Here is a 15417-nt window from a genome sequence, read left to right on the forward strand (position 1 = left end):
GAGAACTGAAATAAGTTATGATATGACATAAAAAAAGAAAGGGCAGATCAACATGATTACATTCCAATACTTTGAACCGGAAGATTTTGATCAACTAATCGAATGGAGTGGAGATGAAGCGTTTCTGCTCCAGTGGGCTGGCCCGCAGTTCCATTATCCACTTTCCAAGGAACAGCTAGCAGAATATTTGCATGGTGCGAATGATAAGAACACTTCGAATAAGTTCATTTATAAAGTGATGGATGAAACGACTCAGGAGATTGTGGGCCATATTGCTCTTGGCGGTATCGATCGATATAATCGTTCAGGACGTATCGGTAAGGTGCTTCTTGGCAAGCCCTATCAGGGTAAAGGCTATGGAAAGCAAATGATCGATGAGGCACTTCGAATTGGATTTGAAGAGGAGAAGTTACACCGGATCAGTCTGGGTGTATTTGATTTTAATGTCTCAGCCATCCGATGTTATGAAAAAGCGGGCTTTGTACGAGAAGGACTTATTCGTGATGCGAGAAGACATGAAGATACCTTCTGGAATCTGATCGAGATGAGCATATTAGAGGACGAATGGAAGAAATAGCTTCTCAAAAGGACTTATCGTACTTGAGAGGAGGTTTACCCACCCGTCATGCTGAACATACTGAAAAAGTTAACTTTTTGGTTTGTTATTTTCTCGCTAACCGTATGTTTCATTAATCTATCAGGGAACGATGATAAGAATATTCTGATTTATTTAACGAATCCTATAAATCCGTTGCTGAATGACTGGTTAACCAAAATAAATACAAATCCAGAGACGACTTCATTTTTCAGGCCATTAATATACTTATTCCATTTGATTTTTTGGGGAGGAGCGGGGTTCATCCTCGATCGGGTCATTATGAAGCTTAAGCGTAATAGTTAGATATGAACAACTCTCAGGCAGAGGTCATCTTTCTTGAGGAACACTTGATGAACGGATGTAATAACTACGTGTACGAAAATTTAAATGGGGGATGTTCGCTTGTCATCTGAATGACAGGCAGACATCCCCTTAATTATTTACTTCCTTCCTGATTGATTACAATGATCCCCGTATCAATAAATTCCTGCACGGGCAAACCGTCGCTTGCGAGTAACAAGGTCTCCATCATTTTGGCACCCCAGACTCCCTCATTCTGTGAAATAACGGCAGACAATTGACCGTTGAGCAACCCGTTTTCACTGGTCGGGCTGTCTCCGAACGCGATCAAATGCCGGTTAAGTCCTTTCGCTTTCCAGATCAGGGTAGAGGCAGAGACGGAAACAAAATCGAGTCCGATAATCGCATTGAAGTGAGGGTGAGCTTGAATCATATTCTCCATATCGGACATGGCGCGATCTTCATTCCCTTGATGATAACGAACCTCCAAGATTTCGATGTCTGTTTCACTGCGGATGTAGTCGATGAATCCATTAAGTCGCTGCTGCAAACCTTGCATCTCCTCCAAACCATTCTCGACAAGAATCATGCCTTGATTATGCAGAAGGTCTGTAGTCGTCATCGCGAACTGCTGGCCAGTGCGATAGTTATCAGCGCCCACATAAGCGATTCGATGACTGGATGGGACATCTGACTCGAATGTAATGACAGGAATACCGGCAGCTTGAGCTGCATCAATTACGGGTGTAAGTGCAGCAGCATCCACAGGAGATATAGCTATTCCGTCCACATGCTGTTTGATCATATTCTCCATGATACGGATCTGTTGTTCAGTATTGGCTTCATCAGGTGCGTTTACAATTAATGTGATATTGTGTTTGCCTGCATACTCCGTTGCATCCTTCGTGATCATCTCATAGGTTGGATAGGTCATTGGATAAATAATACCGAAAGTTTTACTCGCGGCAGATTTCTCGACAGGTGAAGTTGCAGGAACTGATGCGGCCATTTGCTGTGGGCGAATGTGTGCCGAACCGGATGAAATGATCATCGGGAACAGCAGTATGAGTGTAAGTAAAAGCGCAATTTTAATTTTACTCATACATCGGCTCTTTTCTCATATCTGATGGTCTGGCCTGCGATTCCTCGGTCCCTTGCGTTCGGTATTCTCTTGGTGTAAAACCTGTTGTTTTCTTGAATATATTAGAAAAATAGTGAGAATCGTTGTAACCGACTTTGTAAGCAATCTCAAAGGTTTTGTTGCTGGTCGTTTTCAGCAGCTCTTTGGCTTTACCGATTCGAATCCGGGTTAGATACTCCGTTATCGTTTGACCCGTTTCCTGACTGAAAATCTTGCTTAGATGACTTGGACTGATTCTGACGTGTGCAGAGATCATCTTCAGCGAGACTTGTTCGTTACTGTATTCCCGGGATACATAGGCTTTTACCTGATCGATGACATCACTGTATTTTCCGGAGCAGGCTGCTCTTCTCTGCCATAACAGGTTAAGCAGGGAACATAGATATTGGGTGCAATCCTCCCAGCACGTAATTTTCCGGATCGTCTGCTGCAGGGAAGTGATATTCTCATCCGAATGGTCACTCATGCGGAACAGCTGATTCGCAAGCCGAAACGACTCGAGCGTAAGATCATTCAACAGATAGAAGCCATACGATGAGGACTTCCAGTCGAAGGACTGTAATGGAGCGGCAAACTCCTGCACAAAAGGGTCACGCAGATTGGGGCTACCGATTTTGAGAAATTCAAGAAACGAATTCCTGTCGAGAAATAGAGTCGTTTGCTCATCCAGGTTAATTTCAGTTAGAGTAGCTCTGTTCTGAAGGGTAAGCCGGGTAATATATTTATCCTCCTCCGCTTCCAGATACGAGACATGAATGCCCTGCAGCCGCTCTTGTTGACTGCCAATACCCAGAATAATATTACATTTGAACATATGCTCCAGCTCCATACGAACCCGCCCACGAAGCTGCTCCAGATATGCGGATATGTTCTCAGCGTCATTATACTTGAGCAGAAGCACGATCTCCGTCCGGCTTCGAATATAAGGAAGATGTTCTACGTGGGGATCACGAGTTTCCTCCAGTACGGGAATCAGCTTCTTCATCATGGATTCCGAATCCGGGGAATCCTCTGTTAATCGAACGTCGATAATGACAATGGTGTAATACCTGGCTGAGAGAGGAAGTGCGAGTTGTTTGGCTGATTCAATCGCATCGGTTGTACCGATGAGTCCCCCACACAGATCGGCTAGCAGTTTTTCTTTGGTGATCGTTCGGCTTGTCATGCGCTGTTGTTCTTCATCCATTTGTTTGCTGACCTTATGAAGCATCTGGATTAGCTCTGCTGCGCTAATGGGCTTTAGACAGTACTCAGTTACACCGAGTCGGATGGCCTCCTGGGCATAGCTGAATTCATCATGACCGCTCATGATAATGATTTTGATATCAGGTTGCTGATTGCGAACGATGGAGGTCAGTTCCAGTCCGTTCATAAATGGCATTTTAATATCCGTAATCAGAATGTCCGGTGCCCATTCATGAATTAAAGGTAATGCAAGCTCGCCGTCGGGTGCATCCCCGCAATAGCGAAAACCTTCCTTTTCCCAATCAATGCAGCTCCGTATATTCTCCCGAATCCCAATTTCGTCATCCACAATCATGACCTTTTTCAACGGTTAACCTCCTTGCTTTTGGGGATACGAATCATAAATGTGCTTCCTTCCATATACGTACTGTCCATTTCAACGCCATAAGCTGGTCCGAAATAGAGTCGAATCCGGTGATGTACATTGAGCAGACCGAATCCGCCTTCCTGCTCGTCATCTTGGGGGGAACGAGAACCCGCCGGTTTCTCCAGCTCTTCACGTAATTGAGCCAATCGATCCGCAGACATGCCGATTCCGTTGTCTTGTACGGTGAGAATGATGCTATTTTCCTCAATATATCCGTGGATGGATATACGCCCTTGACCACGTTTGTTTTTGATCCCATGGTAGAGCGCGTTTTCAACTAGGGGCTGCAAGGTCATTTTCAGAATGGGATAATCCTGAAGCTCACGGTCAACGCTGATCTCGTAGGTGAGAATATCGTGATACCTCATCTGTTGAATGACCAAGTAACTCCTCGCATGCTCAAGCTCGGTTTGAATGGATACCCAGTCGAATCCTTTGTTTAGACTCAAACGAAAGAACTTCGAGAGGGCCTGCACAAGTTTGATTACATTTTCTTTTTTCTCTGCTTCAGCCATCCATAGAATGGATTCCAACGTGTTATAGAGAAAGTGAGGGTTGATCTGAGCTTGCAGCGTACGTAGTTCAGCTATTTTCACCTGTTCATTCTCTCGAATACTCTTTTCGATTAATGTTTTGAGCTTATCCAGCATCACATTGAAGCTTTTGCCCAGATCAGCAATTTCGTCTGAGCCGTGTGGTGTGACTTTGGCCTCCAAGTAACCGTTTGCAGCTTTACGCATCTTGTTCATCAGAATCCGGATGGGAAGAATCAGTCGATTATTCAGGAAAAAATATAATGATATTGCAAAGAAGGCACTTAACAAAACCGTGATGATGATCAATTGGCGAATGCTATTGGCCTCTGCAATGATTTCCTGATAAGGGGCTACCCCGATCATTTTCCATCCGGTCTGTTTGGAGGTGCTGTATACAACGAATTGCGGCTTGGAGCCTGCGGACAGGATAAAGCTGTCATGTTGCAAATGTAAGGGGATTGATCGGATCTGATCCATCATGCTTATGGATGCCGGGGTGGCATCCGGTCTGAAAAGAGTATTTCCGTGTTGATCACTGATGTAGAAAAAACCTGAATCCTTAATGGGGGTGCTCGTCAAAAAATCATCAATAAACGAATCATTCAAATCAATTACGATAAATCCGATGACCTCATGCGTGATTCGTTCCTTGACGGTAGTTATAATTGAAAGCGCATTCTGTTTAGGGTAAGCAAATCCATCCAGCCTGTTATATTCGGCATGGGCTGCAGAATGAGGGATGCGTAGAATGGCATCCGGATACTGTATCAGATACTTGAAGTACGGGTTACGTAGCGGATTCCGTTCCAGCTTGAACACGCCTTTTCGTTCACTTATGCCTTTTCCATAGAAATTCACAAATGAGATATTAAGTACCTTGTCATACTTGTAAGTTTCTCGATATAGATTGTAGGTCTGAAGGATGGCTTTGGCTTCCGGGTAGGACTCCGATTGAGAATAAAGGTATTGAAGCACTTGTGGATTCTTGCCCAGTTCGAGCAACCGTTCCGTATCCTCAAACAAGATATCAATGTTCCTGGCAAGCTGGTCGGCGACCAATTGTGTCGAGGCCTTGTTATGATTGGATACGACCGTATAGGATTTGTGGTAAGAAATCAATCCAACCACGATCAGTGGTACTGAACTGAGGATGATAAACATGCTGAGTAATTTAAGCCTTAGGCTTGAAGCAATCCACTGAATGAGTTTCAACGTATTCCACTCCATCTGAAGGGATCGAAAATGTACCATTAGTATAACATGATTTTTAGATATTTAAGAGAATCGCTAAATACTACACCATTAAACAAAGAAATTACACATTTTGGATCTCTGTTTTTGAAATTGCTAAATTATTACATTAAAAAAACAAGATACTCCATATAAGCTTGAAATGAAAGCGTTCTATAATGTGATCACACCACAAGGTGAAATGAAAAAGGGAGGATCACAACATGCGAACCAAAAAAAAGTGGGGACTTGCCATAACATTGGCTATGGTGATGCTGGTTAGCACGGCATGCAGCAGTACCAATGGAGGAGCAGGCTCCGATAATGAAACTTCAACAAATGGCAATGGGGGTACACCTGCCAGCGCCAAAACAATTACGCTCGGTTTTTCGCAGGTTGGTGCGGAGAGTGGCTGGCGTTCGGCGAATACCAAGTCGATTCAGGAGTCAGCCAAAGAAGCAGGCTATGATTTGAAGTTTTCGGATGCGCAGCAGAAGCAGGAAAATCAGATTAAAGCCTTGCGATCCTTCATCCAGCAGAAGGTGACGGTGATAGCTTTTTCTCCTGTTGTGGAATCCGGTTGGGATACCGTATTGAAGGAAGCGAAGGATGCAGGCATTCCCGTAATTTTGACGGACCGTGCTGTGGATTCCCCGGATAAAACCCTCTACAAAACCTTTATTGGCTCCGACTTCGTAGAAGAAGGACGCAAAGCAGGTCAGTGGCTTAATGACCAATATAAGGACACACAAGACGAGATCAATATCGTAGAATTGCAGGGCACAACTGGCTCCGCACCAGCGAATGACCGTCAAGAGGGCTTTATGGAATTGATTGCTTCCAATCCAAAGCTTAAAGTGATCGCTTCACAATCGGGAGACTTTACACGTGCCAAAGGCAAAGAAGTCATGCAGGCTTTCCTCAAAGCACATAAAAAAATCGATGTTCTCTACGCACATAATGACGATATGGCACTTGGTGCAATTCAGGCCATTGAAGCGGCAGGACTGAAACCAGGCGTAGATATCACTATTATCTCGGTTGATGCCGTGAAGGATGGGATGCAGGCTGCTGCTGATGGCAAAATCAACTTTATCGTGGAATGTAATCCGTTGTTAGGACCTCAATTAATGGAAGCGGTTCAAGCGGTAGTGGACGGGAAAGACATCGAACCCCGAATCGTGACAGATGAGACAACGTTCACATCGGAGCAAGCCAAAGAAGCATTGCCAACACGCGAATATTAAACGCAGATTCGTATAACACCGAAAAGTCATTTTTCGACCAGGCTGTCGCTAAATGACTTTTTTCCATAACAAAGGAGAGGGTTATATGGCCGAGCAAGCGCCCATTTTGCAAATGACAGGTATCACCAAACAATTTCCCGGCGTTAAAGCGCTGTCCAGCGTCAGCTTTCGTTTGTTTCCGGGCGAGATTCATGCCTTGATGGGTGAGAACGGAGCGGGAAAGTCGACACTTATTAAAGTTCTGACTGGCGTTTATTCCATTGATGAGGGAACGGTAACGATGGGTCATCGCGAACTTTCCATTTCCGGTCCGCTCGAAGCACAGAAGGCGGGAATCAGTACCGTTTACCAGGAGGTTAATCTCTGCCCGAACTTAACAGTTGCTGAGAATATTTTTATCGGGCGAGAGCCGATGCGATTTGGCAAAATCAATTGGAAGCAAATGAACCAAGATGCAGAGAACCTGCTGCGAGACAGATTACATCTGTCCATCGATGTTAAGGCCCCTTTACAGAATTACTCAGTCGCGATTCAACAACTGATTGCGATTGCAAGAGCACTCAGCATCTCAGCCAAGGTGCTCATACTGGATGAACCTACATCCAGTTTGGACAAAAACGAAGTTCAGCAACTGTTTCGAATTATGTACAAATTAAAGAGTGAAGGTCTGGCCATTCTTTTTGTTACTCATTTTCTAGATCAGGTATACGAAATGTCGGATCGTCTAACGGTGCTCCGTAATGGGGAATTGGAAGGAGAGTACATAGCCGCAGAACTTCCACGCATGGAACTGGTGCTCAAGATGATCGGCAAGGAGCTTGAAGTGTTAGAGGAGCTTCCGAAGGAAACGGATGCTGCCCAGGCGGAGTCGGGCGAACTGTTAATTACCGCCAAGGGGCTTGGACGGAAAGGCGCAATTGAGCCGTTCGATCTGGATATCCGTAAGGGAGAAGTCCTGGGCTTGGCTGGATTATTGGGGTCTGGTCGGACCGAGATCGCTCGCCTCTTCTTTGGTGCAGATCGATCGGACGAAGGCAAGCTGCTTGTTGTGGATACAGGAAGCATGGTCAAATCGCCACGTCATGCGATTGATCAGAATATTGCCTTTTGCTCCGAGAACCGTAAAACCGAAGGCATCATCGATGATTTGACCATCCGGGAGAACATTATTCTGGCTTTACAGGCGACACGCGGCTGGTCTAAACCGATCTCACGCAAGAAGCAGGATGAGATTGCCGAAAAGTACATCAACCTGTTAAATATCCATCCCAAAAATCCGGAGCATTTAATTAAAAATCTGAGCGGCGGTAATCAGCAAAAGGTGTTGCTTGCCCGGTGGCTGCTGATGAACCCGGATCTGTTGATTCTCGATGAACCTACGCGGGGCATTGATATTGGTGCAAAGACTGAAATACAGAAGCTGGTGCTCTCTCTGTCGAAGCAGGGCATGGCCGTGCTGTTCATTTCTTCTGAGTTGGAAGAAGTGATTCGTGTCAGCCAACGGATTGCCGTACTTCGGGACCACAAAAAAGTGAAAGAACTCAGCGGGGAACAGATCCATCAGCAGCAAATTATGAAAGCAATGGCAGGAGGTTAAAGAGATGGCGGGCAAGATGCGTAAACATCATTTGTTTTGGCCGTTATGTATGCTTGGTTTACTTTTAATCTTTAATTTGCTGTACTCTCCGGATTTCTTCTCCCTTGTCATGCGTGAAGGAAATCTGTATGGCAGCTTGATTGATATTCTCAACTTTGGAGCGCCTTTGATTCTGGTATCCATCGGCATGACACTGGTCATTGCGACCGGAGGCATCGATTTGTCCGTGGGCTCCATTGTCGCGATCTCCGGTGCCGTGGCTTGTATGAGTATCAGCAGAGGAGTAGACCAGAGTTCCTTGGGGCTTGTACTGGGTGCTCTTGGATTATCAATGGGGCTTTCCCTGATCTTGGGTGTATGGAACGGGGCGCTTGTTTCGGTTGCCCGAATTCAGCCCATTATTGCGACGCTTATTCTAATGGTGGCCGGACGTGGGATTGCACAATTGATTACGAGTGGACAGATTATTACGGTATCCAATGCCAACTACGCCTATATCGGAGCCGGTTCGCTTGCAGCATTGCCTTTTTCCATCTTCATCGTATTAACTGTCCTGATTGTGGCCACTCTGTTGACGAGAAAAACGGCACTGGGACTGTTTATCGAATCGGTCGGAAGTAACGCGAGCGCGAGCCGACTGGCAGGTATTCGTTCCAAAACGGTTATTCTCACAGTTTATGTGTTCTGTGGACTGTGTGCCGGTATTGCCGGGCTTATTCTCAGCTCGAATGTATCCAGTGCGGATGGAAATAACGCGGGTCTTTGGTATGAACTCGATGCCATTCTTGCGGTAGTCATCGGGGGTACTTCGCTCAATGGAGGACGTTTCTATCTCATGGGTACCGTCGTTGGAGCGTTGATTATTCAAACCTTAACAACAACGATCTATATGATTGGCGTTCCGCCAGAAGTTACGTTGGTTGTTAAAGCTTTTGTTGTATTAGCCGTATGTTTGATTCAATCTGATTCATTCCGCAATTCCATGGTGATCCGTTGGAAAAAACGGAAATATCCAGCCGAACAGGGGGTTAACCGCCATGTTTCTTAATCGTAAGTATCTCCCGGTCTTTGTCACTTTCGGCTTGCTGGCCGTGATGTTTGCCATAGGGTCTTTCAGGTACACTGGATTCTTCTCCACACAGGTGCTGCTTAATCTTCTCATTGATAACGCATTTCTGATTATCACGGCAATTGGCATGACCTTTGTCATTGTATCGGGGGGAATCGACTTGTCGGTTGGTTCAGTCATAGCGCTGACAACCATTATTAGCGCAAGTCTGGTGGAGAAGCAGGGCTGGTCACCTGCCATCGTTATACCGTTGGTGCTTGTGATGGGTGCATTGTTTGGCACAGTTATGGGGGCGATCATCCACTATTTTAAAATTCAGCCCTTCATTGTGACGCTGGCCGGCATGTTTTTGGCGCGGGGGCTGTGTTATGTCATCAGTCTCGACACCATTACGATTACGAATCCATTTTATACACAGGTAGCACAGGCGAAAATTTCCCTGCCAGGGGGCAGCTTTGTCTCCATTAATGTGATTATTGCTCTGATCATTCTACTGCTTGCGATCTACCTGGCACATTATACCCGGTTCGGGCGCAACGTTTACGCCCTTGGTGGAAGTGAACAATCTGCGCTGCTCATGGGATTGCCGGTTGCACGTACCAAAATCCTGGTGTACACGTTCAGCGGTTTGTGCTCCGCGCTTGCCGGTGTCGTCTTCACCTTCTATATGTTATCGGGTTATGGATTACACGCCATGGGTCTTGAACTCGATACCATCGCGGCTGTTGTCATCGGAGGTACCTTGTTAACAGGTGGTGTGGGGTACGTGGCGGGAACCTTTATTGGTGTATTGATCCAGGGAGCTATCCAAACTATAATTAGCTTCGAAGGCACGCTCAGCTCGTGGTGGACCAAGATTGTGATTGGCCTAATGCTGTTTGTTTTTATTTTGTTCCAACGACTGCTTAGCGGGCGGCGAGTATCCTCGAAATCACTGCATTAAGTGGATCGAATGAAATGATATGATATTGGACGCAAATACCGAACAATGAAATGACCATATGTGCCCTGCATCGGTGGCTGCGGAAACTAACATGGAGATGGGGGATGCGTGAATGAGAAGACATGTGAACGGGTTGTGCTTGTTCATACTGCTGCTGCTTGTCGGCTGTACAACACCTGAGTCTGAATCTGTGCCTCCGCCCATCTCGTCTAACAACTTGGAAACTCTCCCATCTGTTGAGGAATGGATGGAATCAGCGGTAGCAAGGGATACCTCTACGAAACCAATTGTCTTGGGTTTTTCACAACTGGGGAGAGAGAGTGCCTGGCGTCTGGCCAACTCCATGTCTATTCGTACTGCCGCGGCTGAATCGGGAATTTCCCTTGTGATAAAAAATGCAGAACAGTCTCAGACGAAACAGTTCGAGGCTGTTCGGTCGTTCATCAGGCAAAAGGTGGACGTCATTGCCATTGCACCTGTCGTGGAATCGGGCTGGGAGAGTATTCTTCAGGAGGCCAAGGATGCAGGCATACCCGTGATCATCGTAGACCGGTCAGTCGATGTCCAAGACACTTCACTTTTTGTGACAACGATTGGATCTGACTTTTATGAGGAAGGTGTGAAGGCGGGGAAGTACATTCAGGATCGGATGCGAAATCATCCGGGTACGATACGAATTGCCGAACTGCAAGGCACAAGTGGTTCTACGCCTTCCATCCAGCGTGGCGAGGGATTTAGAAGCATTTTCGACACCAGAACAGACATCATCTTCTCACAAAGTGCTCCTGCCGATTTTACGGAGGCCAATGGGAAACAAGTTATGAAAGGTTTCCTTCAGGTTCCGGAAGAAGAAAGACCGCAGGTTCTTTTTGCCCATAATGACGAAATGGCTTTTGGCGCCATTCAAGCGATCGAAGAAGCTGGGCTGAAGCCGGGAGAGGACATCATCATTGTCTCGGTGGACGGCTCCCGCAAAGCACTTGAAATTCTGGCGAGTGGGAAAATCAACGCCGTCGTGGAATGTAACCCGCTGCTTGGTCCTCAGCTTATGCAGGCTACCAAAGAAATTATCGCAGGACGTACACTTCCGAAGCGCATGGTCCCCCCGGAGGACATTTTTACACAGGAGAGTGCTAAACGGGAGATGTACAATCGGCGATTTTAGAGTACGCAAAAAATAGAACATTTTGGATAAAATAGAATTTACTTTAAATCACCTTATCGTTTATACTAAACTCACCTTGAACTAAAGTCTTATCTATGAGAAAGGAGGCTGTGGTTTACCTTTAATTGAAAGCGCTTTTTTTCGAGGGTTGAACGTTGATAAAGAGAGGGAGTGTAGTAGTAAGGTATTATGCTGTGAATAAATATGAGGAGGTAATATTATGTTCAAAGGAAAGCTGGTAAAAGCGGTAATATCTCTCGCACTCTTCAGTACATTGTTCTCCATTCCTGCAGTGCCTGATGCTCGTGCTGCGGACGCAGCCTGTCCAAATGGTTATGTAGGCTTGACGTTTGATGATGGCCCATCTGGAAATACAACAAACATGCTTAACGCATTGAAGCAGGCTGGTTTACGGGCAACGATGTTCAATGTTGGACAAAATGCGCAAAACAATCAATCTCTGGTTACTGCACAGGTGGCAGCTGGCATGTGGATCGGCAATCATTCCTATACACATCCGAATATGACTACGTTAAACAGTTCTCAGATGTCGTCAGAGATTACACGGACACAGCAAACGATTCAGTCCATTACTGGAAGTTCACCTAAATTGTTCAGACCTCCTTACGGTGCGACTAATGCAACCTTGAAATCCGTTGTGAGCCAAAATGGCTTGACTGAAGTGCTGTGGAACGTAGATTCCCAAGACTGGAATGGCGCCAGTGCAAACCAGATTGTAGCGGCTGTGAACACCATGAAAAGTGGTGATGTCATTCTAATGCATGATCAGTACCAGACAACACTTCAGGCCATTCCGCAGATTGCACAAAATCTGAAGAATCGCGGCCTTTGCTCCGGCATGATCTCACCGGCGACAGGTCGGGCAGTCGCACCTGATGGAGGCACCACCAATCCTCCAGGTACTTCAACAAAAGTGGAAGCTGAGAATATGACCAAAGGTGGTCAGTACACCGGGAATATAAGCTCTCCTTTCAATGGAGTAGTGCTGTATGCTAACAATGATTTGGTTAAATACACGCAGTATTTTGCAACGGGCACTCACAATTTTTCACTTCGTGGGTCTTCAAACAATGCCAATATGGCTAGAGTGGATTTGAAGATTGGCGGACAGACCAAGGGGACCTTTTACTTTGGAGGAAACAGCCCTGCGGTGTATACGCTCAATAATGTTACTCATGGCACAGGAAACCAAGAGATTCAGCTGGTTGTAACCGCAGATGACGGGACATGGGACGTGTACATTGATTACTTGGAAATAAACTAATTATCGCAGGGTTAATTAAAAAATGTACAGAGATGAAATCCCATTGGAAGCCCAATGGGATTTCATCGTGTTTTTGGACATTTTGTAATACAAAAGTGGAAGGGAAACATTTATAATGGATGAAATGTGGACAGGGAAAATTTGGTGTGTATTGAAACCATTTGTTTATTAGGAGTGGATTGATCCAATGATCATTATGATTAACGGCGCGTTTGGTTCGGGGAAAACTTCGGCAGCAAAAGCACTTCAACCTTTAATTTTCAACAGTATGATCTATGATCCTGAAGAAATTGGTTATATGCTCAGAAAACTTCTCCCGGAGAATTATAGAGAGGAGAATGAACGGACGGATGACTTTCAAGATATCGAGCTGTGGAGAATACTAACCGTAAAGACAGCAAAAGAGGTTAAACAGAAATATAACAAACACTTGATTATCCCCATGACCATCTATAAAGAGGAAAACTTTCAGTACATCTATAACGGGTTGAGAGAGATTGATCAGGACATTCATCATTTTTGCCTAACGGCTACAGAAGAGACGATATATCATCGTTTGGCGAAACGAGGAGATGAATATGGAGGCTGGCAGTATCAACAAGCGCCCAAGTGTGTTGAAGCTTTCAAGGATGAACAATTCCAAACCTACATTGTTACCGATCATCTGGAGACCAGTGAAATCATAGAACTCATATTGAAGAAGGTCCTAAAATAAAATGCGAAGTTGTATGGGAAGATCTGTATAACGAACAGAAGAGGATGGATGGTAATTGACGACAGTGACTTTTGAAGAGGTAACCGAACAGCATCTTCCTGAAATTAGAGTGATTTATAACTATTATGTAAGGAATACAACAATTTCGTTTCATACGGAGGAATTAGATCTTAATCAGATTAAATCCTCTGTGATGAACCAGGATGCGCGGTATAAAACTTACGTAATTTTTGAAAATAATCAAATGGTGGGCTATGTTCTGATCACCCAATATAAGAGTAAACAGGCTTATGACATCTGCGGAGAAGTCACTATATATTTGAAGCCCGATATTTTGGGAAAAGGCTTGGGCAAACAAGCCCTTCGTTATATTGAGAAGGTTGCAAAAGAACAAGGATTCCATACCTTGATTGCGACAATTTGCATGGAGAATACAAGAAGTAAATCATTATTTGAGAGAAATGGGTATGAACAATGTGCTCTGTTTAAAGAAATCGGATATAAGTTTGATAGAAAACTGGATATTGGAAGTTTCCAAAAGATACTGTAAGGAGATTATTAAATGGTTAACAACCTATATATTATATCTGGCCCCCCTGGAGTAGGGAAATCTACAACTTCCAAGCTGCTGGTGCAGACTTTAAATAAAAGTGCATACATTTCTGGAGATGCGGTTAGTCACTTGCCGGTCAAAGGACGAGGTAAACCTTGGCTTGATAAAGATACAAATGACTTAACGTGGAAAAATATATCCAGTCTAGTGAAAAATTTATTGGACTATAACTACGATGTAGTTTTGGACTATGTTTCCTTTCCGGAGGACGTTAATGGATTAATAGCAGATTTGGAAGCCTATAATGTTCGCATAATCTATGTTGTATTGATGGTGGATCATCAAACCATTATTCATAGAGACTGTCTAAGAGCAGAAGAACATCAAATGAAAGAAAGAAGTGTGCTTCTGCTGGATGAGTTTGAAAATCATCTGAATTTGAGCGCAGATAACAAACTGTATACTCATCATTTTACAGAAGATCAACTACCTGAAATAATAAATGAAATTATAAATAATGAGAAGTATCGGGTGAGATAACAGCGCTTTTTACTAGGCTGCAAATTGTAAAAATGATAAGAGGGTGAACCATTGAACAGAGGAATACGTTTTAGAATACCAAATGCCTATGGTTGCTTTCTTGGGGAGATTTTAAAACCAATAGGAGTATCTAATTTCGATTGGTTTATTGGTGGAGAAGAATCCTATTTCATTGAGGACGATACATTAGGGGATGATCTTTTTCCGGATATGATTATGGGTATGAATGGAGAAGAATTACAAAAGATTATTGACAACAACGAGTATTATTTAATATTTGCGAATTTAAAATCATTTCCAAAAGGTGCAAAAATCACAGATGTAATTACCTATGAAGATTATATGTTGAGTGACTGTCAGCTGGTTCTTCTTGTAGTGGATAGTATCTACGTCACGGTTTATTGTAAAGACCCGGAAAAAATCGAGGAAATATATAATCATATAAATAGACAGGGATTTAAATCTCTGGAATATGTAACGGATGAGAATGATATGAGGACAACACTATCGGTCTGGTGAAGGAATAACTGGTTTTGGAGCAACTGTGTAGAGGAGAGGATAATATTATCACTACATACGTTGATATGCATTAACATAGTTACATCATGAATGTGAGCAAGCGCTAACGAACCTGACACGTCTTATTCGGGAATTTGATAAGCCCTCCGAAATCTAAGGAATCTGAGACACGTTATATCCGTATAAATAGCCTTTTGTAGCGTTGTTGTCAGGTGATTTTGGGAAAAAAGATGTCTCAAGTTCCTTATAATTTTCAAAGAGGACCTGAAGGCTCAATAAGATGTCCTGTGTTCCTTAGAAAATTGCTTGAACTTGAAGACACACTCTAATCATTTTCCTCAATGATATTTGACTGTTTATGAATACG

The 15417-nt window shown here is 44.2% G+C and carries 14 protein-coding genes; 11 read left to right on the forward strand and 3 right to left on the reverse strand.

The annotated features are described in order from the left end of the window. Positions 1 to 52: 52 nt before the first annotated feature. Positions 53 to 577 (forward strand): GNAT family protein, encoded by a 525-nt coding sequence (locus MKZ12_RS12240; protein ID WP_339260598.1) that lies wholly within the window; start codon positions 53 to 55, stop codon positions 575 to 577. A 457-nt stretch (positions 578 to 1034) separates the two neighbouring features. Here the strand turns inward: MKZ12_RS12240 and MKZ12_RS12245 are convergent, their stop codons facing one another. From MKZ12_RS12245 to MKZ12_RS12255, 3 genes are read right to left on the reverse strand one after another with little or no spacing between them, the layout of a single operon-like run. Beyond that, complete coding sequence (locus MKZ12_RS12245) at positions 1035 to 2000, reverse strand: substrate-binding domain-containing protein (protein WP_339260599.1); 966 nt, start codon at positions 1998 to 2000, stop codon at positions 1035 to 1037. Further along, on the reverse strand, positions 1993 to 3591 hold the full coding sequence (locus tag MKZ12_RS12250) for a response regulator (RefSeq protein ID WP_339260600.1): 1599 nt from the start codon (positions 3589 to 3591) through the stop codon (positions 1993 to 1995). Before MKZ12_RS12250 ends, MKZ12_RS12245 begins: the two co-directional genes overlap by 8 nt. Then, entirely contained in the window at positions 3588 to 5399 is a 1812-nt protein-coding gene (locus MKZ12_RS12255; RefSeq protein ID WP_339241837.1) for a sensor histidine kinase, read from the reverse strand. The genes MKZ12_RS12250 and MKZ12_RS12255 overlap by 4 nt, the downstream gene beginning before the upstream one ends. A gap of 242 nt (positions 5400 to 5641) precedes the next feature. Here MKZ12_RS12255 and MKZ12_RS12260 point away from each other — a divergent pair, with 242 nt between their 5' ends. The 10 genes from MKZ12_RS12260 (at position 5642) to MKZ12_RS12305 (ending at position 15050) form a co-directional block, all read left to right on the forward strand. Beyond that, positions 5642 to 6664 carry an ABC transporter substrate-binding protein gene (locus MKZ12_RS12260; protein ID WP_339241839.1) on the forward strand — a complete coding sequence of 341 codons (1023 nt, stop codon included), beginning with the start codon at positions 5642 to 5644 and terminating at the stop codon, positions 6662 to 6664. Between the two features lie 85 nt (positions 6665 to 6749). Continuing rightward, complete coding sequence (locus MKZ12_RS12265; RefSeq protein ID WP_339260602.1) at positions 6750 to 8261, forward strand: sugar ABC transporter ATP-binding protein; 1512 nt, start codon at positions 6750 to 6752, stop codon at positions 8259 to 8261. A gap of 4 nt (positions 8262 to 8265) precedes the next feature. Beyond that, positions 8266 to 9309 carry an ABC transporter permease gene (locus MKZ12_RS12270; RefSeq protein ID WP_339241842.1) on the forward strand — a complete coding sequence of 348 codons (1044 nt, stop codon included), beginning with the start codon at positions 8266 to 8268 and terminating at the stop codon, positions 9307 to 9309. Beyond that, the gene (gene yjfF / locus MKZ12_RS12275; protein ID WP_339241843.1) at positions 9299 to 10273 is read left to right on the forward strand and encodes a galactofuranose ABC transporter, permease protein YjfF; all 975 of its coding nucleotides are present in this window, start codon (positions 9299 to 9301) and stop codon (positions 10271 to 10273) included. Before MKZ12_RS12270 ends, yjfF begins: the two co-directional genes overlap by 11 nt. Before the next feature lie 112 nt (positions 10274 to 10385). Beyond that, positions 10386 to 11438, forward strand: a complete 1053-nt coding sequence (locus tag MKZ12_RS12280) for an ABC transporter substrate-binding protein (protein WP_339241845.1) — start codon at positions 10386 to 10388, stop codon at positions 11436 to 11438. A gap of 220 nt (positions 11439 to 11658) precedes the next feature. After that, positions 11659 to 12723 (forward strand): polysaccharide deacetylase family protein, encoded by a 1065-nt coding sequence (locus MKZ12_RS12285; protein ID WP_339260604.1) that lies wholly within the window; start codon positions 11659 to 11661, stop codon positions 12721 to 12723. A gap of 187 nt (positions 12724 to 12910) precedes the next feature. Further along, positions 12911 to 13438 carry an AAA family ATPase gene (locus MKZ12_RS12290; RefSeq protein WP_339260606.1) on the forward strand — a complete coding sequence of 176 codons (528 nt, stop codon included), beginning with the start codon at positions 12911 to 12913 and terminating at the stop codon, positions 13436 to 13438. 64 nt (positions 13439 to 13502) lie between these two features. After that, entirely contained in the window at positions 13503 to 13988 is a 486-nt protein-coding gene (locus MKZ12_RS12295) for an N-acetyltransferase family protein (RefSeq protein ID WP_339261389.1), read from the forward strand. 12 nt (positions 13989 to 14000) lie between these two features. Beyond that, positions 14001 to 14531, forward strand: a complete 531-nt coding sequence (locus tag MKZ12_RS12300; RefSeq protein WP_339260607.1) for an AAA family ATPase — start codon at positions 14001 to 14003, stop codon at positions 14529 to 14531. Between the two features lie 51 nt (positions 14532 to 14582). Further along, the gene (locus MKZ12_RS12305) at positions 14583 to 15050 is read left to right on the forward strand and encodes a DUF2691 family protein (protein ID WP_339260608.1); all 468 of its coding nucleotides are present in this window, start codon (positions 14583 to 14585) and stop codon (positions 15048 to 15050) included. The last annotated feature ends 367 nt before the right edge of the window (positions 15051 to 15417 follow it).

The organism is Paenibacillus sp. FSL R5-0713, from assembly GCF_037973325.1.
In the GTDB taxonomy this organism is placed as follows: domain Bacteria; phylum Bacillota; class Bacilli; order Paenibacillales; family Paenibacillaceae; genus Paenibacillus.